Raw genomic sequence first — 23,114 nt, forward strand, 5'->3', positions numbered from 1 at the left:
AATAAAAGACTGGGCTATGCTTACTGTCAGTAACTGACTGTTAAGGCATAAAAAAAATGAAAGCATTCGATCTGCAAAGGATGGCGTTTGATAAAGTCCCACCCGAATTTTTAGGCGAAGTGGCGCTGCGTAGTCTGTATACCTTCGTCCTGGTCTTCCTGTTTCTTAAAATCACCGGTCGGCGTGGCGTACGGCAGATGTCGCTGTTTGAGGTGCTGATCATTCTGACGCTGGGTTCAGCGGCGGGGGATGTCGCTTTTTACGATGATGTGCCAATGGTGCCGGTGTTTATTGTCTTCGTCACGCTGGCGCTGCTTTACCGGCTGGTCATGTGGCTGATGTCGAAAAGCGAAAAGCTGGAAGACATGCTTGAAGGGAAACCCGTCGTTATCGTTGAGAACGGACAGCTGGCCTGGGAAAATGTCCAAAGCGCCAATATGACCGAATTTGAGTTCTTTATGGAGCTGCGGCTGAACAGCGTGGAGCAGCTTGGGCAAGTGCGTCTGGCGATAATGGAAACGAATGGGCAAATCAGCGTGTATTACTATCCTGACGACGAGGTTAAGCCAGGGCTCTGTATTCTGCCGGATATGTTGATCGAGCGGTTTAAAACGGTACCGGAATCCGGCGAATATGCCTGTGTAAGATGTAGCCATGTCGTTGCCATGCACGTGGGCGATCATCAATTATGTCCCCGCTGTACAAATCCGGAATGGTCGAAGGTTAGCCGGGCCAAACGCCTTGTCTGACAGCCATTTTGTCGGTTTTGTGACAGCGAGGCGGCAGATTGTATTGTGTGACGAAGGGCACATTTCACCGGTCATAAGTTTTAGACATTGCGGCGCGTGTCACTGAATGATAAAACCGATATCCACAGTTATAACTTATGGCTTTTAGCGTGGTGAGGGGAAATGGCTCAAGTCTTTAATTTCAGTTCAGGTCCGGCAATGTTACCGGCAGACGTGCTTAAACAGGCTCAACAGGAACTTTGTGACTGGAACGGTCTGGGTACGTCGGTGATGGAAATCAGCCACCGAGGTAAAGAGTTTATTCAGGTGGCGGAAGAGGCAGAAAAGGATTTTCGCGATCTGCTGAACATTCCCTCGAACTACAAAGTATTGTTCTGCCACGGTGGTGGGCGCGGCCAGTTTGCTGGCGTACCGCTGAATATTCTGGGTGACAAAACCACGGCAGACTATGTTGACGCTGGCTACTGGGCTGCCAGCGCGGTGAAAGAGGCGCATAAATATTGCACGCCAAACGTCATCGACGCCAAAGTGACCGTTGATGGCCTGCGTGCCGTGAAGCCAATGAGCGAGTGGCAGCTCTCTGACAACGCCGCGTATCTGCACTACTGCCCGAACGAAACCATTGACGGGATTGCCATCGACGAGACGCCGGACTTCGGTAAAGACGTGGTGGTTGCCGCTGACTTCTCCTCCACCATTCTCTCTGCGCCGATTGACGTCAGCCGCTACGGTGTCATCTATGCGGGTGCGCAGAAAAATATCGGCCCTGCAGGCCTGACTATCGTCATCGTACGTGACGATCTGCTGGGTAAAGCGCATAAATCCTGCCCGTCGATTCTTGATTACACTGTGCTGAACGATAACGACTCCATGTTCAACACCCCACCGACGTTTGCCTGGTATCTCTCCGGCCTGGTCTTTAAATGGCTGAAGCAAAACGGCGGTGTGGCGCAGATGGACAAGATCAATCAGCAGAAAGCTGAACTGCTGTACGGCGTCATTGATAAGAGTGATTTCTATCGTAACGATGTGGCGAAAGCCAACCGTTCCCGCATGAACGTGCCGTTCCAGCTGGCGGACAGCAACCTGGATAAAGTTTTCCTGGAAGAGTCCTTCGCCGCAGGTCTGCATGCGCTGAAAGGTCACCGTGTGGTAGGCGGCATGCGCGCCTCCATCTATAACGCCATGCCGCTGGAAGGCGTTAAAGCCCTGACCGATTTCATGATTGACTTTGAACGTCGCCACGGTTGATTGCGCTGTTTTCACCCCCGTAGCCCTGCTGCGGGGTTTTTATTATGTTGAGTTGAGAGTTAAGTTTCATGGAATCCCTGACGTTACATCCTATCGCGCGGGTAGATGGCACCATCAATCTGCCTGGTTCAAAAAGTGTCTCGAACCGCGCTCTGCTGCTGGCAGCTCTGGCAAACGGCACCACCGTCCTCACGAACCTGCTGGACAGCGATGACGTGCGCCATATGCTCAATGCGCTGAAAGCGTTGGGAGTTCACTACACGCTGTCTGACGACCGTACCCGCTGTGAAGTGACGGGGAACGGCGGTGCGCTACGTTCAGCCGAGGAACTGGAACTGTTTCTGGGTAACGCGGGAACCGCCATGCGCCCACTGGCGGCAGCTCTGTGCCTGGGCAGCAACAATATTGTTCTGACCGGCGAACCGCGCATGAAAGAGCGTCCGATCGGTCATCTGGTGGATGCCCTTCGTCAGGGCGGTGCCCAGATTGACTATCTGGAGCAAGAAAATTACCCACCACTGCGCCTTCGCGGTGGCTTTACCGGCGGCAACGTCGAGGTGGACGGCAGCGTCTCCAGCCAGTTCCTGACGGCACTGTTGATGACTGCACCGCTGGCACCGCAGGATACGGTCATCACCATCAAGGGTGACCTGGTGTCTAAGCCGTACATTGATATCACCCTGCATCTGATGAAAACCTTCGGTGTGGAGGTGGAAAACCACGCGTATCAGCGCTTCGTGGTTCGCGGTGCGCAGCAGTATCAGTCTCCGGGTAACTATCTGGTTGAAGGTGACGCCTCATCTGCGTCTTACTTCCTGGCGGCAGGTGCTATTAAAGGCGGTACGGTGAAAGTGACCGGTATTGGCCGTAACAGCGTGCAGGGCGATATTCGTTTTGCTGATGTGCTGGAGAAAATGGGTGCGGTAGTGACCTGGGGGGAGGATTTCATCGCCTGTACACGTGGTGAACTCAACGCCATCGATATGGACATGAACCACATTCCTGACGCGGCAATGACCATTGCCACCGCTGCGCTCTTTGCAAAAGGCACTACGACGCTGCGTAACATCTACAACTGGCGCGTAAAAGAGACTGACCGTCTGTTCGCGATGGCCACCGAGTTGCGTAAAGTGGGTGCCGAAGTGGAAGAGGGCGAAGACTACATTCGCGTAACGCCTCCGGCAAAACTGCAGTTCGCGGAAATCGGAACTTACAACGATCACCGTATGGCGATGTGCTTCTCGCTGGTGGCGTTGTCCGATACACCTGTCACGATCCTCGATCCGAAATGTACGGCGAAAACCTTCCCGGACTATTTCGAACAGCTGGCCCGCATCAGTACACTGGCCTGATGACATGATGCCGCATCACCCGATGCGGCATTTCCTTACGTTTTCTGACGTTTGTTCCCGCACATTTCTTCTACACTCTGCTTCATTAATTCCGTAATTTGCACGCAAAGGTAACAGTTGCGCACGTTGGCGCGTATAATGCGCGGCGTTCATGTTAACGGTATGCCTTTATTAAGGAGAAAAAGATGACGGCAGTTGCCCCGGTAATCACCATTGATGGGCCTAGTGGCGCAGGGAAAGGAACTCTGTGCAAGGCGATGGCGGAAGCATTGCAATGGCATCTTTTAGATTCGGGAGCTATCTATCGCGTGCTGGCGCTGGCAGCGCTGCATCACCATGTGGATGTTGCGTCTGAAGAGGCGCTGGTTCCGCTGGCTGCGCATCTGGATGTGCGTTTTGTCTCGACCGATGGCAACCTCGAAGTGATCCTGGAAGGGGAAGATGTGAGCGGCGAAATTCGTACGCAGGAGGTTGCTAACGCTGCCTCTCAGGTGGCGGCTTTCCCGCGCGTTCGTGAGGCCCTGTTACGCCGTCAGCGTGCTTTCCGTGAAGCACCCGGCCTGATCGCTGACGGACGAGATATGGGGACGGTGGTATTCCCTGATGCGCCAGTGAAAATTTTCCTTGACGCTTCCTCGGAAGAACGGGCTCAACGCCGCATGCTTCAGTTGCAGGAGAAGGGGTTTAGTGTTAACTTTGATCGCCTTTTATCCGAGATAAAAGAGCGCGATGACCGCGACCGTAACCGCGCCGTCGCCCCACTTGTTCCTGCAGAAGATGCATTAGTTCTGGATTCCACCAGTTTAACTATTGAGCAAGTGATTGAAAAAGCGCTACAATATGCGCGCCAAAAACTGGCACTCGCGTAATTGCGACCGATTTAGCAGTACCCCCGCTGCAATGGATTGACGGCGGGTATGTGAAACAACCCCATCCGGCACGGAGCCAGGTGGACGTTAATATTAACCTGAAGATTAAACATGACTGAATCTTTTGCTCAACTGTTTGAAGAATCCTTAAAAGAAATCGAAACCCGTCCGGGTTCCATCGTTCGCGGTGTTGTTGTTGCTATCGACAAAGACGTTGTACTGGTTGACGCCGGTCTGAAATCTGAGTCCGCCATTCCGGCAGAGCAGTTCAAAAACGCCCAGGGCGAGCTGGAAATCCAGGTAGGTGACGAAGTTGACGTTGCTCTGGACGCAGTAGAAGACGGCTTCGGCGAAACCCTGCTGTCTCGTGAAAAAGCTAAACGTCACGAAGCATGGATCACGCTGGAGAAAGCTTACGAAGAAGCTGAAACTGTGGTCGGTGTTATCAACGGCAAAGTTAAAGGTGGCTTCACTGTTGAGCTGAATGGTATTCGTGCGTTCCTGCCAGGTTCTCTGGTAGACGTTCGTCCAGTCCGTGACACCCTGCACCTCGAAGGCAAAGAGCTTGAGTTCAAAGTAATCAAGCTGGACCAGAAGCGTAACAACGTTGTTGTTTCCCGTCGTGCCGTTATCGAATCCGAAAACAGCGCAGAACGCGATCAGCTGCTGGAAAACCTGCAGGAAGGCATGGAAGTCAAAGGTATCGTTAAGAACCTCACTGACTACGGCGCATTCGTTGACCTGGGCGGCGTTGATGGCCTGCTGCACATCACCGACATGGCGTGGAAACGCGTTAAGCACCCAAGCGAAATCGTGAACGTGGGCGACGAAATCACTGTTAAAGTGCTGAAGTTCGACCGCGAGCGTACTCGTGTATCCCTCGGCCTGAAACAGCTGGGCGAAGATCCATGGGTAGCTATCGCTAAGCGTTACCCAGAAGGTACCAAACTGACTGGCCGCGTGACCAACCTGACTGACTACGGCTGCTTCGTTGAAATCGAAGAAGGCGTTGAAGGTCTGGTACACGTTTCCGAAATGGACTGGACCAACAAAAACATCCACCCATCCAAAGTTGTTAACGTTGGTGACGTAGTGGAAGTTATGGTTCTGGATATCGACGAAGAACGTCGTCGTATCTCCCTGGGCCTGAAGCAGTGCAAAAACAACCCATGGCAGCAGTTCGCGGAAACCCACAACAAGGGCGACCGTGTTGAAGGTAAAATCAAGTCTATCACTGACTTCGGTATCTTCATCGGCCTGGACGGCGGCATCGACGGCCTGGTTCACCTGTCTGACATCTCCTGGAACGTTGCAGGCGAAGAAGCAGTTCGTGAATACAAAAAAGGCGACGAAATCGCAGCAGTTGTTCTGCAGGTTGACGCAGAGCGTGAGCGTATCTCTCTGGGCGTTAAACAGCTCGCAGAAGATCCGTTCAACAACTGGGTTGCACTGAACAAGAAAGGCGCAATCGTAAACGGTAAAGTGACTGCAGTTGACGCTAAAGGCGCAACCGTAGAACTGGCTGACGGCGTTGAAGGTTACCTGCGCGCTTCTGAAGCTTCACGTGACCGCGTTGAAGATGCCACTCTGGTTCTGAACGTTGGCGACGATGTTGAAGCTAAGTTCACCGGTGTTGACCGTAAGAACCGTGCAATCAGCCTGTCTGTTCGTGCGAAAGACGAAGCTGACGAGAAAGATGCAATCGCTACTGTTAACAAACAGGAAGATGCAAACTTCTCTAACAACGCAATGGCTGAAGCTTTCAAAGCAGCTAAAGGCGAGTAATATCAAGTCCTCAGCATCCTTTGAGCGGTAACGCATTTATCGCGCGAAGGATGAGGAGCAAACTTGACAGATTGCAGGATTCGTCCTGTAATCAATAACAAAGGGCGGCTACGGCCGCCCTTGTTTAATGAGCTGTTCAGCTAATTGGTTTGAAAGGAACCGGAGGAATCATGACCAAGTCAGAATTGATTGAAAGACTTGCCAGTCAGCAACCGCATATCCCAGCTAAAGCAGTGGAAGATGCCGTAAAAGAGATGCTGGAGCATATGGCCACCACTCTTGCCCAGGGCGAGCGCATTGAAATCCGCGGTTTCGGTAGTTTTTCTCTGCACTATCGTGCTCCACGTACCGGGCGTAACCCGAAGACTGGCGATAAAGTCGAGCTGGAAGGTAAGTACGTTCCACACTTTAAGCCGGGTAAAGAACTGCGCGATCGCGCCAATATTTACGGCAACTGAGTTTAGCCATCAGGTTAAACTGGGTTCAAAAGAAAGCACCTCCGGGTGCTTTTTTTGTACTTATCGTTTTTATTCTGAAGCCGTGCCGCAATCCCCGTGTCGTTTTCTGCAAACCGACAAAAACAGTGCAGCGTGCGCTGTAACCTGCATTTTATTCAACTGACGCCTCTCTCCCTCTTCTTACATACTGCCGCCCTGAAACAGGGAGGTCGTAATGGGAATTCCCACACTAAGTCTGTGCGCCATTCTGGCGATAGTGCCGCTACTCTGGTTACCTGAACTACCTGCACGGCATACTTTATGGATCATGGTTGCCGGCGGGTTGGTGCTGGGCTTACAGCGAAGCATCAGTCTGAAGTGTATCGGTATGGGGTTGTTATTTTGCGCGTGGGGCATTCTGGCTGCGCAGGAAAGCGTCTGGCCGATGCAGCATTTAACCACCGGTGCAGTCAAGGCAGAGGTGGAGATCACCGCCACCGATGGCGCAACAGTCCATCAGGGTAAAATCGTTGCACTTAATGGCAAACGCTGGTGGGCATCGACGGGCATCGTGTTGTATGGCAATTACCTGCCGCAAAAGGGCTGCGCGGGTCAACGCTGGGCCATGACGCTCAGGCTAAGGCCTGTACATGGTGAACTGAACGACGGAGGATATGATCCTCAGCGAAATGCTTTTGCCCGGCATCAAACGTTGAGCGGACGTTTTACACGGGCAGAAATCATTGATGAACGCTGCAGCTTGCGTGCCCGCTATCTGTCATCGCTGCACGACACCCTTTCAGCCTATCGTTGGGGAGCGGTGATCCTGGGGCTGGGGATGGGCGAGCGCCTGGATGTGCCCCGGGAAATAAAAACACTGATGCGTGAAACCGGCACGTCGCATCTGATGGCGATCTCGGGTTTGCATATCACGCTGGCGGCTTCCATCATCTGGACGCTTGCCAGGGGTTTTCAGTTTTTATTGCCGTGTCAGTGGATCCGCTGGCAGATGCCTCTGCTTGCGGGACTGTTTTTTGCGGCCTTCTACGCATGGCTAACGGGTCTGCAGCCGCCTGCATTACGCACGGTCATCGCGCTTGCGGTGCTGGCCGCTCTGCGGATCGGCGCGCGTCAGTGGTCTGCATGGCAGATCTGGTGTAGCTGTATTGCAGCGATACTCATCGTTGATCCGCTGGCGGTGCTTTCTCAAAGCCTGGTGTTGTCAGCGTTTGCTGTCGCGGCGTTGATTTTCTGGTATCAGTGGCTGCCACTCCCCAGCTGGCGCTGGACTCGCCGGGTGCGACCCCTGGTAAATTTACTCTATCTGCAGGTTGGGATGTTGCTGCTGCTCCTGCCTTTGCAGGTGTTGATGTTCCATGGCTTCAGCGTCTCTTCGCTGGTAGCCAATCTCTTTGCCGTTCCGCTGGTGACCTTTATCTCGGTTCCGCTGATCCTGCTCGGTATGCTACTGCACCTGCTCCCGCTGGTCTCTCTGGAAACTGGCGTATGGTTTGCGGCAGATAAGTCCCTGGCCGGTTTGTTCTGGCTGCTGCAGCGTCTGCCTGATGGCTGGCAGGACGTCGATGAGCGCTGGCAGTACCTGACATTACTGCCCTGGCTGGCCATTATCGGCTGGCGTTTTCGCTCCTGGAAAAGCATGCCGGCGGTGTGTCTGACAGGAACTGTCGTGCTGGCATCCCCATTCATGCGAACGGAGAAAACCGATAGCTGGACGTTGCATATGCTGGATGTGGGGCAGGGGCTATCAATGGTTATTGAGCGGCAGGGTAAAGCGCTTCTATACGACACCGGTCCCGGCTGGCCTGGGGGAGACAGTGCGCAGCAGTTGATCATTCCGTGGTTACGCTGGCATCACCTGCAACCAGAGGGCGTTATTCTCAGTCACGAGCACCTGGACCATGCTGGTGGTCTGGCATCGCTGCAGGCGGCATGGCCCGGCTTATGGGTACGAAGCCCGCTGGGGTGGGCGCAGCATCTTTCCTGCTTTCGCGGGCAGCAGTGGAAATGGCAGGGGTTAACATTCACCGTCCACTGGCCACCGGCTGGATCCACTGCCCAGGGTAACAATCGCTCCTGCGTGGTTAAAATTGATGACGGTGAGCAGAGTGTTTTGCTGACAGGGGACATTGAAGCGCAAGCGGAACAGGCTATGCTTAGCCATTACTGGCGTTATCTGACGTCAACGGTGATACAGGTGCCGCACCATGGCAGTAATACCTCCTCATCGTTGCCGCTGGTACAACGGGTGGGAGGTGAAATCGCGCTGGATTCTGCGGCCCGTTACAATGCGTGGCGATTCCCGTCAGTGAAGGTGGTGAAGCGTTATCGAAAGGAGGGCTATGTCTGGCACGATACCCCTCATTCGGGCCAAATATCGGTGACGTTTTCGCAACATGCCTGGCAAATCCGACGGTTGCGGGAGCAATATTTACCGCGTTGGTATCATCAGTGGTTTGGCGCGCCCGTCGATAACGGGTAGAATATGCGGCTATTTCAACAGATGCTGGTTTTTTGAATGCATAACGACAAAGATCTCTCCACGTGGCAAACCTTCCGCCGACTCTGGCCGATGATTGCACCTTTTAAAGCAGGTTTAATCGTGGCGGGTATAGCGTTAGTTCTCAACGCAGCCAGCGATACTTTTATGTTATCGCTCCTCAAACCGTTACTGGATGACGGTTTTGGTAAAACGGATCGCTCAGTGTTGCTATGGATGCCTCTGGTGGTGATCGGACTGATGATCTTACGCGGTATCACCAGCTATATTTCCAGTTATTGCATCTCCTGGGTGTCAGGAAAAGTGGTCATGACAATGCGCCGTCGGCTGTTCAGCCACATGATGGGCATGCCGGTGGCCTTCTTTGACAAACAATCGACAGGTACGTTGTTGTCACGTATCACCTATGACTCAGAACAGGTGGCATCCTCTTCCTCCAGCGCACTGATTACCGTTGTGCGTGAAGGTGCGTCAATTATCGGTCTGTTCGTGATGATGTTCTATTATAGCTGGCAGCTGTCGCTGATCCTCATCGTGCTGGCTCCGGTTGTTTCTGTCGCGATCCGCGTCGTTTCAAAGCGTTTTCGCAATATCAGTAAGAATATGCAGAATACGATGGGGCAGGTGACCACCAGCGCTGAGCAGATGCTGAAAGGACATAAAGAGGTGTTGATTTTCGGCGGGCAGGAGGTCGAAACAAAACGCTTCGATAAAGTCAGCAACAAAATGCGTCTGCAGGGGATGAAAATGGTCTCGGCCTCTTCAATCTCTGATCCCATTATTCAGCTGATTGCCTCTCTGGCTCTGGCATTCGTCCTGTATGCGGCAAGCTTCCCGAGCGTAATGGAAACGCTGACGGCGGGGACCATCACCGTTGTGTTCTCTTCCATGATTGCGCTGATGCGTCCGCTGAAGTCGCTGACCAACGTTAACGCCCAGTTCCAGCGCGGGATGGCAGCATGCCAGACGCTGTTCAGCATCCTGGATTCTGAGCAAGAGAAAGACGAAGGTACTCGCGTCATTGAGCGCGCAAAGGGCGATGTCGAATTCCGCAACGTGACCTTCACTTACCCTGGCCGTGAAGTTCCAGCATTACGTAACATCAACCTGACCATTCCGGCAGGCAAAACCGTTGCGCTGGTCGGCCGTTCCGGTTCGGGTAAATCGACGATTGCCAGCCTGATTACCCGTTTCTACGACATCGATCAGGGTGAAATTCTGTTAGACGGTCACGACCTGCGGGAATACACCCTGCAGTCGCTGCGTAACCAGGTTGCGCTGGTTTCTCAGAACGTGCATCTGTTCAACGATACTGTTGCGAACAACATTGCCTATGCGCGCACTGAAGAGTACAGCCGCGAGCAGATTGAAGAAGCCGCTCGCATGGCCTATGCCATGGACTTTATTAACAAGATGGACAACGGCCTGGATACCATCATCGGTGAGAATGGAGTTCTGCTCTCCGGTGGTCAACGTCAGCGTATCGCCATCGCCCGTGCACTGCTGCGTAACAGCCCTATTCTGATCCTCGACGAAGCAACCTCTGCTTTGGATACAGAATCTGAACGTGCAATTCAGTCTGCGCTGGATGAACTGCAAAAGAACCGTACATCACTGGTGATTGCGCACCGCCTGTCAACGATTGAACAGGCTGACGAAATCGTCGTTGTGGAGGATGGGGTCATTGTAGAACGCGGTAGCCATACCGATTTACTGGCACAGCGTGGTGTTTACGCTCAGCTCCATAAGATGCAGTTCGGCGAATGATTGCCCGCATCTGGTCCGGTGAGTCCCCGCTGTGGCTGCTGCTTCTGCCGCTCTCCTGGCTGTATGGTCTGGTGAGCGGCATTATTCGTCTGCTTTACCGTCTGGGGCTAAAGCGGGCGTGGCGTGCGCCGGTGCCGGTTGTCGTGGTGGGTAACCTCACGGCAGGGGGGAACGGTAAAACCCCTGTGGTCATCTGGCTGGTTGAGCAACTGCAAAAGCGCGGCATCCGCCCCGGCGTGGTGTCGCGAGGTTACGGCGGCAAAGCGGCGCACTATCCACTGCTCCTGACGCCGGACACGACGACCGCCGAGGCGGGGGATGAGCCGGTATTGATTTATCAGCGTACTGGCGCGCCTGTCGCAGTCTCTCCGGTGCGTAGTGATGCTGTTCAGGCGCTGCTTGCCGAACACGACGTGCAAATAATTATTACCGATGACGGTCTGCAGCATTACGCGCTGGCGCGTGATAAAGAGATTGTGGTCATTGATGGCGTCCGCCGTTTTGGCAACGGCTGGTGGCTGCCTGCAGGCCCCATGCGTGAACGCGCTTCGCGCCTGAAGTCCGTGGATGCGGTGATTGTTAACGGCGGTGTGGCACAGCCGGGGGAGATCCCGATGCAACTCCAGCCAGGCATGGCAATTAACCTGTTGACCGGTGAACGACAGGCCGTTTCCCGGCTACCGGCGCTGGTCGCGATGGCAGGTATTGGTCATCCTCCGCGTTTCTTCGCAACGCTGGAACAGTGTGGTGCCCGCCTTGAAAAGCGTGTTCCGCTGGCCGATCACCAGGCGCTGGTGGCGGAGCAGGTAGACGCGTTGACAACATCCGGTCAGACATTAATCATGACCGAAAAAGATGCGGTGAAATGCCGCGCTTTTGCGAAAGAAAACTGGTGGTATCTGCCGGTTGACGCTGAACTCAGCGGCGAGCAGCCGGAACACTTGCTCCAGGAACTGATTGCGTTGGTGCATTAAGAGCTTACGCGGTTCTGGTGGCGCTTTGACTGACAGGAAAACGCATGTCTTTACCGCAACTCTCGCTTTCAGCCGCACGTAACTTGCACCTTGCCGCGCAAGGACTTCTTAAAAAGCCCCGTCGCCGCGCGCAGCCTGCCGATATCCTCACTACCGTGCAACGCATGTCGTTGTTGCAAATCGACACCATCAACATTGTGGCTCGTAGCCCCTACCTGGTGCTGTTCAGCCGGCTGGGTAATTATCCGCCTCAGTGGCTCGATGATGCGCTCAGCAAGGGAGAGCTGATGGAATACTGGGCACATGAAGCCTGTTTCCTGCCCCGCAGCGATTTTGCCCTGGTTCGCCACCGTATGCTCGCCCCGGAAAAAATGGGCTGGAAATACCGGCAGGCGTGGATGCACGAGCATGCGGCTGAGATTGAGCAGCTCATTGCCCATATCGCGGAAAAGGGGCCAGTACGTTCCGCGGATTTTGAACATCCACGAAAAGGGGCAAGCGGCTGGTGGGAATGGAAACCGCACAAGCGTCATCTCGAAGGGTTGTTTACATCAGGCAAGGTGATGGTAGTCGAGCGGCGTAATTTTCAACGGGTGTACGACCTGACGCAGCGGGTGATGCCTCACTGGGACGACGAGCGCGACCTGCTCACACAGGAGGCAGCCGAAGCCGTCATGCTTGAAAACAGCGCCCGCAGTCTGGGTATTTTCCGTCCGCAATGGCTGGCCGATTATTACCGTCTCCGACAGCCCGAGCTGAAACCGTTGCTGGATAACTGGCAGCGTGAACAGCGGGTTATCCCGGTCTCTGTAGAGAAGTTGGGCGAAATGTGGCTGCATGCGGATTTACTCCCGCTGCTGCCACAAGCTGAAGCAGGTAAACTTCAGGCAACCCATAGCGCGGTGCTGTCACCTTTTGATCCGGTGGTCTGGGACAGAAAACGGGCCGAGCAGCTGTTTGATTTCAGCTACCGGCTGGAGTGCTACACTCCCGCGCCAAAGCGCCAGTACGGTTACTTTGTTTTGCCCCTGCTGCACAAGGGACAACTGGTAGGGCGCATGGATGCCAAAATGCACCGTAAAACCGGCACGCTAGAGGTCATTGCGCTGTATCTGGAAGAGGGCGTCAGGTTAACCGCGCCCCTGGAAAAAAGGTTAACATCCGCCATCAATGATTTCGCCTGCTGGCAGAAGGCCTGTGAAGTGACGCTGGGCCGCGTGCCTGACGGACTCTTTACATCCTGTCGAAGTGGCTGGGAAACAGGCACGCCCTGAAAAGAGAATGTGTTAAGCTTTAGCGATTACCCATACGGAGGAACTATGGATCACCGTTTACTTGAAATTATTGCCTGCCCGGTGTGCAACGGCAAACTCTACTATAGCCAGGACAAACAAGAGCTGATTTGCAAACCGGACAGCCTGGCTTTCCCGCTGCGTGACGGTATTCCGGTACTGCTGGAAAACGAAGCCCGTTCCCTGGTCGCAGAAGAGAGCAAACCATGAGCTTTGTCGTCATTATTCCTGCCCGTTACGCCTCAACGCGTCTGCCGGGTAAGCCGCTGGTAGATATCAACGGCAAGCCAATGATTGTGCATGTCCTTGAACGCGCCCGTGAGTCCGGCGCTGACCGTATTATCGTGGCCACCGATCATCCTGATGTTGCGCGTGCGGTTGAAGCCGCAGGCGGGGAAGTGTGCATGACCCGCGCCGATCACCAGTCTGGTACTGAACGACTGGCTGAAGTGGTTGAGAAATGCGCATTCAGCGACGATACGTTAATCGTTAACGTGCAGGGCGACGAACCGATGATCCCGGCGGCGATTATTCGTCAGGTGGCGGAAAACCTGGCGCAGCGTCAGGTTGGCATGGCAACTCTCGCGGTACCTATCCACCACGCGGAAGAAGCGTTCAACCCGAACGCGGTGAAGGTTGTGACGGATGCGGAGGGCTATGCGCTCTATTTCTCCCGTGCCACCATCCCGTGGGATCGTGATCGCTTTGCGGTGTCCAAAGAGACCATTGGCGATACCTTCCTGCGCCATATTGGCATCTACGGCTATCGCGCTGGCTTTATTCGCCGGTATGTAACCTGGACACCGAGTCCGCTGGAGCATATTGAAATGCTGGAACAGCTTCGTGTGCTCTGGTACGGCGAAAAGATCCACGTTGCCGTCGCCGAAGAGGTGCCTGGTACAGGCGTAGACACCCCAGAAGATCTTGAGCGCGTTCGCGCTGAATTGCGTTAATCCTTGCGGCATCCCTCTTTTGGGAGGGATGCACTCCGCCGTTTATTTTCTCTTATCTTTTCCATAATTGATCTCCGCAGGGTGACATCTGCGTCCTGCGCGCTCATTATAAAAGCAGTAGTCTTAATGGGGGTAATCTCATATGGAACAGCTGCGTGCCGAACTGAGTCACCTGCTTGGCGAGAAGTTAAGCCGAGTGGAATGTGTAAGTGAAAAGGCAGATACCGCGCTCTGGTCGTTGTACGACAGTCAGGGAAACCCAATGCCGCTGATGGCCCGAAGCTTTACCTCGCCGGGTGTAGCCAGGCAGCTCGCCTGGAAAATTTCAATGCTCGCGCGGCAAGGAACCGTGCGTATGCCGACGGTTTATGGGGTGATGACGCATGAAGAGCACCCCGGTCCGGATGTTCTGCTGATTGAGCGTTTACGCGGAGTATCCGTTGAAGCCCCGGCGCGTACACCGGAGCGCTGGGAACAACTGAAAGACCAGATTGTGGAGGCACTGCTGGCCTGGCACCGGCAGGATAGCCGTGGCCTTGTGGGACCCGTCGACAGCACTCAGGAAAATCTCTGGCCGCTGTGGTATCGCCAGCGGGTGGAGGTGCTGTGGGGAACGCTTAATCAGTTCAACAACACCGGCTTGACCATGCAGGATAAACGTATCCTGTTCCGCACCCGGGAGTGTTTACCGGCGCTGTTTGAGGGCTTTAACGACAACTGCGTGTTGATACACGGTAATTTTACCCTGCGTAGCATGCTTAAAGATTCTCGTAGCGATCAGCTTCTGGCGATGCTGGGGCCAGGGGTCATGCTCTGGGCTCCGCGCGAGTATGACCTGTTCAGGCTCAGCGACAGCGCGGCCGCTGAAGGCTTGCTGTGGCACTATCTGCAGCGCGCGCCCGTTGCGGAGGCGTTTCTCTGGCGGCGCTGGCTTTATTTATTGTGGGATGAAGTGGCGCAGCTGGTGAATACCGGACGTTTCAACCGCGCCAACTTTGACCTTGCGACAAAATCACTCCTGCCCTGGCTCGCCTGAGGAGCCTTTCAGCCACTGCCAGATGCGTCCCAGCGTCTCATAGCCGACGCGATCGCTATGCATCAACCACATTGGGGACGGGATCACCCGTTCCCATGGGTTGAGCGGGGCGTTAATGGCCATCTGGTTCGCCGGCGCGGGAAGCGGGTGCAGACCTTGTTTTTCGAAGAAAATCATTGCCCTTGGCAGATGTGAAGCAGATGTCACCAGTAAGAACGGAACATCGCCAATAGCCTGTTTCACCGCGGCGGCTTCTTCTTCGGTATCTTTCGGACTGTCTAGCGTGATAATAGCGGAGCGCGGCACGCCGAGGGATTCCGCCACCCTGGCGCCGGCTTCAGCCGTGCTGACCGGGTTGGTTTTGGCTGGCGCGCCGGTGAAGATCATTTTTGATCCCGGATTAGCCAGCCACAGGCGAATACCTTCGTTCAGGCGCGGCAGGCTGTTATTGATCAGGTTGGAGCTGGGGGCCCAGTTTGGATCCCAGGTATACCCGCCGCCCAGCACCACGATGTACTCCACTTTCTGGTTTCCCTGCCAGGTTGGGTAGGTGTTTTCGATGGGACGTAACAGTTTGTCTGCGACGGGTTGCAGGCTCAGCAGCAGCAGTACCAGCCAGCCGAAGGTGATCAGCGTTTTGCCACTTTTCTGAAAGCGACTAAACCACACCAGCCCCAGCCCCAGCGCGATGATGAGCAGCAGTAGCGGAAGGGGAAGCATCATGCCTCCAATGTATTTCTTCAGGGTAAAAAGCATCCTTTTTGGTTCCTTTTTTAACCATATAGCAGGCGAATACCCGTGATATTACACCAGAGAGGTTCATTCTCCGCGCGGGTGTGACAAAATAGCGGTTTTGCAGTTAGCGAGTGGAACTCTCCCAATGCGGGATCGCAATTTTGATGACATCGCGGAAAAGTTTTCGCGCAACATATACGGCACCACAAAAGGGCAGTTACGTCAGACGATCCTCTGGCAGGATCTGGACACCATTCTGGCCACGTATGGCGGTCAAACGTTGCGCGTGCTTGACGCCGGAGGCGGTGAAGGGCAGACGGCCATAAAAATGGCTGAGCGCGGTCATCACGTCACACTTTGCGATCTTTCTGCTGAGATGGTTGCGCGTGCCACGCGTGCAGCAGAGGAGAAAGGTGTGAGCGACAACATGCATTTTGTACAATGCGCCGCTCAGGACATCGCACAGCATTTGGAAACACAGGTTGATCTGATATTGTTTCATGCGGTGCTGGAATGGGTAGCCGATCCCTTAAGCGTGTTACAAACCCTGTGGTCGATGCTACGCCCGGGCGGTACGCTGTCGCTGATGTTCTACAATGCTAACGGCTTCCTGATGCACAACATGGTTGCGGGCAACTTCGACTATGTTCAGGTCGGAATGCCGAAAAAGAAAAAGCGCACGCTTTCCCCGGACTATCCGCGCGATCCCCAGCAGGTTTACGGCTGGCTGGAAGAGATTGGCTGGCAGATAACCGGGAAGACGGGCGTCAGGGTGTTTCATGATTATCTGCGTGAAAAACACAAACAGCGTGACTGTTTTGACACCTTAACAGAATTAGAAACGCGGTATTGCCGTCAGGAACCGTTTATCAGTCTTGGCCGCTATATTCACGTCACCGCGCACAAGCCGCAGATGCAAGGATAACCTATGAGTGAATTTTCCCAGACAGTCCCCGAACTGGTTGCCTGGGCCAGGAAAAATGATTTCTCCATCTCGCTGCCGGTAGACAGACTCTCTTTCCTGCTGGCGGTTGCCACGCTGAACGGCGAACGGCTCGATGGCGAAATGAGCGAGGGTGAACTGGTGGATGCGTTCCGCCATGTGAGTGATGCGTTTGAGCAAACCAGCGAAACCATTAGCGTGCGTGCCAACAACGCAATCAACGATATGGTGCGTCAACGTCTGCTGAACCGCTTTACCAGCGAGCAGGCGGAAGGTAACGCCATTTATCGACTGACGCCACTGGGCATCGGCATTACCGATTACTACATCCGCCAGCGTGAGTTTTCCACGCTGCGTCTTTCCATGCAGCTCTCCATTGTGGCGGGTGAACTCAAGCGTGCAGCCGATGCTGCGGATGAAAACGGTGATGAATTCCACTGGCACCGTAACGTCTACGCGCCGCTGAAATATTCGGTAGCGGAGATTTTTGACAGTATCGATCTGACCCAGCGTCTGATGGACGAACAGCAGCAGCAGGTGAAAGATGATATCGCGCAATTGCTGAATAAAGACTGGCGTGCGGCCATCTCCAGCTGTGAGTTGCTGCTGTCGGAAACCTCCGGCACGCTGCGTGAACTGCAGGATACGCTGGAAGCCGCAGGCGATAAGCTCCAGGCCAACCTGCTGCGCATTCAGGATGCGACCATGGCACATGACGATCTGCATTTTATCGACCGTCTGGTCTTTGATTTGCAGAGCAAGCTCGATCGCATCATTAGCTGGGGCCAGCAATCGATTGACCTGTGGATCGGTTACGATCGTCACGTACATAAATTTATCCGTACCGCCATCGATATGGATAAAAACCGCGTCTTTGCTCAGCGTCTGCGTCAGTCTGTTCAAACCTACTTCGATGCGCCGTGGGCGCTAACCTACGCCAATGCCGATCGTCTGCTCGATATGCGTGACGAAGAGATGGCGTTGCGTGATGAAGAGGTAACCGGTGAGCTGCCGCCGGATCTGGAATACGAAGAATTCAACGAAATTCGTGAGCAGCTTGCGGCCATGATCGAAGAACAGCTCGCTGTCTACAAAACCAGACAGGTACCGCTGGATCTTGGTCTCGTGGTGCGCGACTATCTGGCGCAATATCCTCGCGCGCGCCACTTCGACGTTGCCCGCATTGTGGTAGATCAGGCGGTTCGCCTGGGTATCGCGCAAGCAGATTTCACCGGACTGCCGCCGAAGTGGCAGCCGATTAACGATTACGGAGCCAAGGTACAGGCGCATGTCATTGACAAATATTGAACAAGTGATGCCATTAAAGCTGGCACAGGCGCTGGCGAATCCGTTATTTCCGGCGCTGGACAGCCAGCTGCGTGCCGGTCGTCATATTGGCCTCGACGAGCTGGATAATCACGCCTTTTTGATGGACTTCCAGGAGTATCTGGAAGAGTTTTACGCACGCTATAACGTTGAGCTTATCCGCGCGCCGGAAGGTTTCTTCTACCTGCGTCCGCGCTCCACCACGCTTATTCCGCGCTCCGTGCTCTCCGAGCTGGATATGATGGTCGGCAAAATTCTGTGCTACCTCTACCTCAGCCCGGAACGTCTGGCAAATGAAGGGATCTTCACCCAGCAGGAGCTTTACGATGAGCTGTTGACGCTGGCAGACGAAAGCAAGCTGCTGAAGCTTGTGAACAACCGTTCAACGGGGTCGGATCTCGATCGTCAGAAATTGCAGGAAAAAGTTCGCTCTTCTCTGAACCGTCTGCGTCGTCTGGGGATGGTCTGGTTTATGGGCCACGACAGCAGCAAATTCCGCATTACGGAATCTGTTTTCCGCTTCGGTGCCGACGTGCGTGCGGGCGACGACGCGCGTGAAGCGCAGCTTCGCATGATCCGCGACGGTGAGGCGATGCCGGTGGAAAACCATTTGCAGCTCAATGACGAGCCTGAAGACAATCAGCCGGATAGCGGGGAGGAAGAGTAATGATTGAACGCGGTAAATTTCGCTCACTAACGCTGATTAACTGGAACGGTTTCTTTGCCCGAACCTTTGATCTCGATGAGCTGGTGACAACGCTCTCCGGCGGTAACGGTGCGGGTAAATCCACCACCATGGCGGCCTTTGTGACGGCGCTGATCCCTGATTTGACGCTGCTGCACTTCCGTAACACCACCGAAGCGGGGGCGACAAGCGGCTCTCGTGATAAAGGCCTGCACGGTAAGCTCAAAGCTGGCGTCTGTTATTCGGTGCTGGATGTGATCAACTCCCGTCACCAGCGTGTGGTGGTGGGCGTGCGTCTGCAGCAGGTCGCCGGTCGCGATCGAAAAGTGGATATCAAACCGTTCGCGATTCAGGGGCTGCCAACCTCAATGCAGCCAACGGCGCTGCTGACGGAAGCGCTCAATGAGCGCCAGGCGCGCGTACTGACGCTGCAGGAGCTGAAAGACAAGCTCGAAGCTATCGAAGGCGTGCAGTTCAAGCAGTTCAACTCGATTACCGATTACCACTCCCTGATGTTCGATCTGGGCGTGGTGGCGCGTCGTCTGCGTACCGCATCCGACCGCAGCAAATATTACCGTCTGATTGAAGCCTCCCTGTACGGCGGGATCTCCAGCGCCATTACCCGCTCCCTGCGCGACTACCTGTTGCCGGAAAACAGCGGCGTGCGTAAGGCCTTCCAGGACATGGAAGCCGCGCTGCGTGAAAACCGCATGACGCTGGAAGCGATTCGCGTTACCCAGTCTGACCGCGATCTGTTTAAACACCTGATCAGTGAAGCCACCAACTATGTGGCGGCGGATTATATGCGTCACGCCAACGAGCGCCGCGTGCATCTCGATCAGGCATTAGAGTACCGCCGCGAGCTGTTCACCTCCCGTAAACAGCTGGTGGCTGAGCAGTATAAGCACGTTGAAATGGCCCGTGAACTGGGCGAACACAACGGGGCTGAGGGCGATCTGGAAGCCGATTATCAGGCCGCCAGCGATCACCTGAACCTGGTTCAGACCGCGCTGCGCCAGCAGGAAAAAATCGAGCGCTACGAAGCCGATCTCGATGAACTGCAAATTCGTCTCGAAGAGCAAAACGAAGTGGTGGCCGAAGCCGCCGACATGCAGGAAGAGAACGAAGCGCGTGCCGAAGCCGCCGAACTGGAAGTGGATGAGCTGAAAAGCCAGCTCGCCGATTACCAGCAGGCGCTGGACGTACAGCAGACGCGTGCAATTCAGTACAACCAGGCCCTGCAGGCATTGCAGCGTGCGAAAGAGCTATGCCATCTGCCTGACCTGACGCCGGACAGCGCCGATGAATGGCTGGACACCTTCCAGGCGAAAGAGCAGGAAGCCACGGAAAAACTGCTCTCCCTGGAACAGAAAATGAGCGTCGCGCAGACCGCGCACAGCCAGTTTGAACAAGCTTATCAGCTGGTGGTGGCGATTAACGGCCCGCTGGCGCGAAACGAAGCGTGGGACGTAGCCCGCGAGTTGCTGCGCGACGGCGTCAACCAGCGTCATCTGGCCGAACAGGTGCAACCGCTGCGTATGCGTCTGAACGAGCTGGAACAGCGTCTGCGCGAGCAGCAGGAGGCCGAGCGTCTGCTGGCCGAGTTCTGTAAGCGTCAGGGTAAACATTACGATATTGACGATCTTGAGGCTCTGCACCAGGAGCTTGAAGCCCGTATCGCCGCCCTTTCCGATACAGTATCCAGCGCCAGCGAACAGCGGATGACGCTGCGTCAGGAGCTGGAGCAGCTTCAGTCCCGCTCGCAGACGCTGTTGCAACGCGCACCCGTCTGGCTGGCGGCGCAAAGCAGCCTGAACCAGCTCAGCGAACAGTGCGGTGAAACGTTCGAATCCAGCCAGGAAGTGACCGAATATCTGCAACAGCTGCTTGAGCGCGAGCGCGAGGCGATTGTTGAGCGTGATGAAGTTGGCGCGCGCAAGCGCGAGGTTGACGAAGAGATTGAACGCTTAAGCCAGCCGGGCGGTGCGGAAGATGCACGCCTGAATACGCTGGCGGAGCGTTTCGGTGGCGTACTGCTGTCAGAAATTTATGATGACGTGGGTCTGGACGATGCGCCGTACTTCTCCGCGCTGTATGGCCCGTCGCGTAACGCGATTGTGGTGCCGGATCTGTCTCTGATTGCCGAACAGCTCGAAGGGCTGGAAGATTGCCCGGAAGATCTCTATTTGATCGAAGGGGATCCGCAGTCGTTCGATGACAGCGTGTTCAGCGTTGACGAGCTGGAAAAAGCGGTAGTGGTGAAAATCGCTGACCGTCAGTGGCGTTACTCGCGCTTCCCGGAACTTCCTCTGTTTGGCCGCGCCGCGCGTGAAAGTCGTATTGAGAGCCTGCACGCTGAGCGTGAAACACTGTCTGAACGTTTTGCGACGTTGTCGTTTGACGTGCAGAAAACCCAGCGCCTGCATCAGGCATTTAGCCGCTTTATCGGTAGCCATCTGGGAGTGGCCTTTGAGGCTGACCCGGAAGCGGAAATTCGCAAGCTCAACACCCGCCGTGGCGAGCTTGAGCGCGCAATTGCCAGCCATGAAAATGACAACCAGCAGAGCCGCGTTCAGTTTGAACAGGCGAAAGAGGGCGTTGCTGCCCTTAACCGCATTCTGCCGCGTCTGAATCTGCTGGCGGACGATACGCTGGCTGACCGTGTGGATGAAATCCAGGAACGTCTGGATGAAGCGCAGGAAGCCGCACGCTTCGTTCAGCAACACGGTAATCAGCTGGCGAAGCTGGAGCCGGTCGTTTCGGTGCTTCAAAGCGATCCAGAGCAGTTTGAGCAGCTAAAAGAAGATTATGCCTGGTCCCAGCAGGTGCAGCGTGAAGCACGCCAGCAGGCGTTTGCCCTGACGGAAGTGGTGCAGCGTCGCGCTCACTTCGGCTACTCTGACTCGGCGGAAATGCTGAGCGGTAACAGCGATCTGAACGAGAAATTACGCCAGCGCCTTGAGCAGGCTGAAGCGGAACGTACGCGTGCCCGTGAAGCGATGCGTAGCCACGCGGCCCAGTTGAACCAGTACAACCAGGTTCTGGCCTCGCTAAAAAGCTCCTTTGATACCAAGAAAGAGCTGTTAAACGATCTGCAAAAAGAGCTGCAGGATATCGGCGTCCGTGCCGACAGCGGGGCAGAAGAGCGGGCGCGTGTTCGTCGTGATGAGCTGCATGCCCAGCTGAGCAATAACCGCGCGCGTCGTAATCAGCTGGAAAAAGCGCTGACCTTCTGTGAAGCGGAGATGGATAACCTGACTCGCCGCCTGCGCAAGCTTGAGCGCGACTATCACGAAATGCGCGAGCAGGTGGTATCTGCGAAGGCTGGCTGGTGCGCGGTGATGCGCATGGTGAAAGACAATAATGTTGAACGCCGTCTGCATCGTCGTGAACTGGCGTACCTCTCTGCGGATGAACTGCGATCTATGTCGGATAAGGCGTTGGGTGCGCTGCGTCTGGCGGTGGCAGATAACGAACATCTGCGCGATGTGCTGCGTATGTCTGAAGATCCGAAGCGTCCTGAGCGTAAAATTCAGTTCTTCGTTGCGGTATACCAGCATCTGCGTGAGCGTATTCGTCAGGACATCATCCGTACCGACGATCCGGTCGAAGCCATTGAACAGATGGAAATTGAACTGGGGCGCCTGACGGAAGAACTGACCTCCCGTGAACAGAAGCTGGCTATCAGCTCCCGTAGCGTGGCGAACATCATCCGCAAGACCATTCAGCGCGAGCAGAACCGTATTCGCCAGCTGAACCAGGGTCTGCAGAGCGTATCGTTTGGTCAGGTGAACAGCGTACGTCTGAATGTAAACGTCCGTGAAGCGCACTCTACGCTGCTGGATGTGCTCTCTGAGCAGCATGAACAGCATCAGGATCTGTTTAACAGCAACCGTCTGACCTTCTCTGAAGCGCTGGCGAAGCTGTATCAGCGTCTGAATCCGCAGATTGATATGGGGCAACGTACGCCGCAAACCATCGGTGAAGAGCTGCTGGATTACCGTAACTACCTGGAGATGGAAGTTGAGGTTAACCGTGGTTCAGATGGCTGGCTGCGTGCGGAATCCGGGGCACTGTCGACCGGTGAAGCTATCGGTACCGGGATGTCGATTCTGGTGATGGTGGTGCAGAGCTGGGAAGATGAAGCGCGTCGTCTGCGCGGCAAAGATATTTCCCCATGCCGTCTGCTGTTCCTTGATGAGGCAGCGCGTCTGGATGCCCGCTCCATCGCCACGCTGTTTGAGCTCTGCGAACGTCTGGATATGCAGCTCATCATTGCGGCACCGGAAAATATTAGTCCGGAAAAAGGCACAACCTATAAACTGGTGCGTAAAGTGTTCCAGAACAGCGAGCACGTTCATGTTGTAGGCCTGCGTGGCTTTGCTCCGCAGCCGCCGGAGTCCTTACCGGGCACGGCAGACGCCTCCTGAGGCGTGTTGTTA

General features: G+C 55.0%; 18 protein-coding genes. 17 read left to right on the forward strand and 1 reads right to left on the reverse strand.

Annotated features, from left to right (window positions below):
- Positions 1–56 precede the first annotated feature (56 nt).
- From ACQG19_RS08255 to ACQG19_RS08315, 13 genes are all read left to right on the forward strand, one after another.
- Complete coding sequence (locus ACQG19_RS08255) at positions 57–749, forward strand: DUF421 domain-containing protein (RefSeq protein WP_013097308.1); 693 nt, start codon at positions 57–59, stop codon at positions 747–749.
- Positions 750–911: 162 nt separating this feature from the next.
- The gene (gene serC, locus ACQG19_RS08260) at positions 912–2,000 is read left to right on the forward strand and encodes a 3-phosphoserine/phosphohydroxythreonine transaminase (protein ID WP_048972468.1); all 1,089 of its coding nucleotides are present in this window, start codon (positions 912–914) and stop codon (positions 1,998–2,000) included.
- Positions 2,001–2,068: 68 nt separating this feature from the next.
- Entirely contained in the window at positions 2,069–3,352 is a 1,284-nt protein-coding gene (gene aroA, locus ACQG19_RS08265) for a 3-phosphoshikimate 1-carboxyvinyltransferase (protein ID WP_045295727.1), read from the forward strand.
- A gap of 185 nt (positions 3,353–3,537) precedes the next feature.
- Positions 3,538–4,221, forward strand: a complete 684-nt coding sequence (gene cmk / locus ACQG19_RS08270) for a (d)CMP kinase (protein WP_013097305.1) — start codon at positions 3,538–3,540, stop codon at positions 4,219–4,221.
- A 111-nt stretch (positions 4,222–4,332) separates the two neighbouring features.
- Positions 4,333–6,006 carry a 30S ribosomal protein S1 gene (gene rpsA, locus ACQG19_RS08275; protein WP_008499966.1) on the forward strand — a complete coding sequence of 558 codons (1,674 nt, stop codon included), beginning with the start codon at positions 4,333–4,335 and terminating at the stop codon, positions 6,004–6,006.
- A gap of 170 nt (positions 6,007–6,176) precedes the next feature.
- Complete coding sequence (gene ihfB, locus ACQG19_RS08280) at positions 6,177–6,464, forward strand: integration host factor subunit beta (protein WP_003858233.1); 288 nt, start codon at positions 6,177–6,179, stop codon at positions 6,462–6,464.
- Positions 6,465–6,678: 214 nt separating this feature from the next.
- Entirely contained in the window at positions 6,679–8,943 is a 2,265-nt protein-coding gene (locus tag ACQG19_RS08285; RefSeq protein WP_129252579.1) for a ComEC family protein, read from the forward strand.
- A gap of 36 nt (positions 8,944–8,979) precedes the next feature.
- Positions 8,980–10,728 carry a lipid A ABC transporter ATP-binding protein/permease MsbA gene (gene msbA / locus ACQG19_RS08290; protein ID WP_013097303.1) on the forward strand — a complete coding sequence of 583 codons (1,749 nt, stop codon included), beginning with the start codon at positions 8,980–8,982 and terminating at the stop codon, positions 10,726–10,728.
- The gene (lpxK, locus tag ACQG19_RS08295) at positions 10,725–11,702 is read left to right on the forward strand and encodes a tetraacyldisaccharide 4'-kinase (protein ID WP_058679353.1); all 978 of its coding nucleotides are present in this window, start codon (positions 10,725–10,727) and stop codon (positions 11,700–11,702) included. The genes msbA and lpxK overlap by 4 nt, the downstream gene beginning before the upstream one ends.
- 44 nt (positions 11,703–11,746) lie before the next feature.
- A complete protein-coding gene (locus ACQG19_RS08300; RefSeq protein ID WP_222168595.1) occupies positions 11,747–12,976 on the forward strand; it encodes a winged helix-turn-helix domain-containing protein in 1,230 nt (409 codons plus the stop codon).
- A 45-nt stretch (positions 12,977–13,021) separates the two neighbouring features.
- Positions 13,022–13,204, forward strand: coding sequence for a protein YcaR (ycaR, locus tag ACQG19_RS08305; RefSeq protein WP_013097300.1), 183 nt, complete (start codon positions 13,022–13,024; stop codon positions 13,202–13,204).
- Positions 13,201–13,947: a 3-deoxy-manno-octulosonate cytidylyltransferase gene (gene kdsB, locus ACQG19_RS08310; RefSeq protein WP_222168596.1), complete on the forward strand. Its 747-nt coding sequence runs from the start codon at positions 13,201–13,203 to the stop codon at positions 13,945–13,947. The genes ycaR and kdsB overlap by 4 nt, the downstream gene beginning before the upstream one ends.
- A gap of 142 nt (positions 13,948–14,089) precedes the next feature.
- Complete coding sequence (locus tag ACQG19_RS08315) at positions 14,090–14,983, forward strand: YcbJ family phosphotransferase (RefSeq protein WP_013097298.1); 894 nt, start codon at positions 14,090–14,092, stop codon at positions 14,981–14,983.
- On the opposite strand, the gene elyC is transcribed toward ACQG19_RS08315, so the two are convergent.
- Positions 14,960–15,739, reverse strand: a complete 780-nt coding sequence (gene elyC, locus ACQG19_RS08320) for an envelope biogenesis factor ElyC (RefSeq protein ID WP_013097297.1) — start codon at positions 15,737–15,739, stop codon at positions 14,960–14,962. The two genes, ACQG19_RS08315 and elyC, sit on opposite strands and share 24 nt — an antisense overlap.
- A 124-nt stretch (positions 15,740–15,863) precedes the next feature.
- Between elyC and cmoM the strand changes: the two genes are divergently transcribed.
- Genes cmoM through mukB form a run of 4 tightly spaced genes read left to right on the forward strand, consistent with a single transcriptional unit; the run spans position 15,864 to position 23,102 of the window.
- Positions 15,864–16,643 carry a tRNA uridine 5-oxyacetic acid(34) methyltransferase CmoM gene (cmoM, locus tag ACQG19_RS08325; RefSeq protein WP_013097296.1) on the forward strand — a complete coding sequence of 260 codons (780 nt, stop codon included), beginning with the start codon at positions 15,864–15,866 and terminating at the stop codon, positions 16,641–16,643.
- 3 nt (positions 16,644–16,646) lie between these two features.
- Positions 16,647–17,969: a chromosome partition protein MukF gene (gene mukF, locus ACQG19_RS08330; protein WP_013097295.1), complete on the forward strand. Its 1,323-nt coding sequence runs from the start codon at positions 16,647–16,649 to the stop codon at positions 17,967–17,969.
- Positions 17,950–18,654: a chromosome partition protein MukE gene (gene mukE / locus ACQG19_RS08335; RefSeq protein ID WP_013097294.1), complete on the forward strand. Its 705-nt coding sequence runs from the start codon at positions 17,950–17,952 to the stop codon at positions 18,652–18,654. Before mukF ends, mukE begins: the two co-directional genes overlap by 20 nt.
- Positions 18,654–23,102, forward strand: a complete 4,449-nt coding sequence (mukB, locus tag ACQG19_RS08340) for a chromosome partition protein MukB (protein WP_058660290.1) — start codon at positions 18,654–18,656, stop codon at positions 23,100–23,102. The genes mukE and mukB overlap by 1 nt, the downstream gene beginning before the upstream one ends.
- Positions 23,103–23,114: the final 12 nt, after the last annotated feature.

Source organism: Enterobacter cloacae complex sp. 277I4, assembly GCF_050031465.1.
In the GTDB taxonomy this organism is placed as follows: Bacteria; Pseudomonadota; Gammaproteobacteria; order Enterobacterales; family Enterobacteriaceae; genus Enterobacter; species Enterobacter cloacae.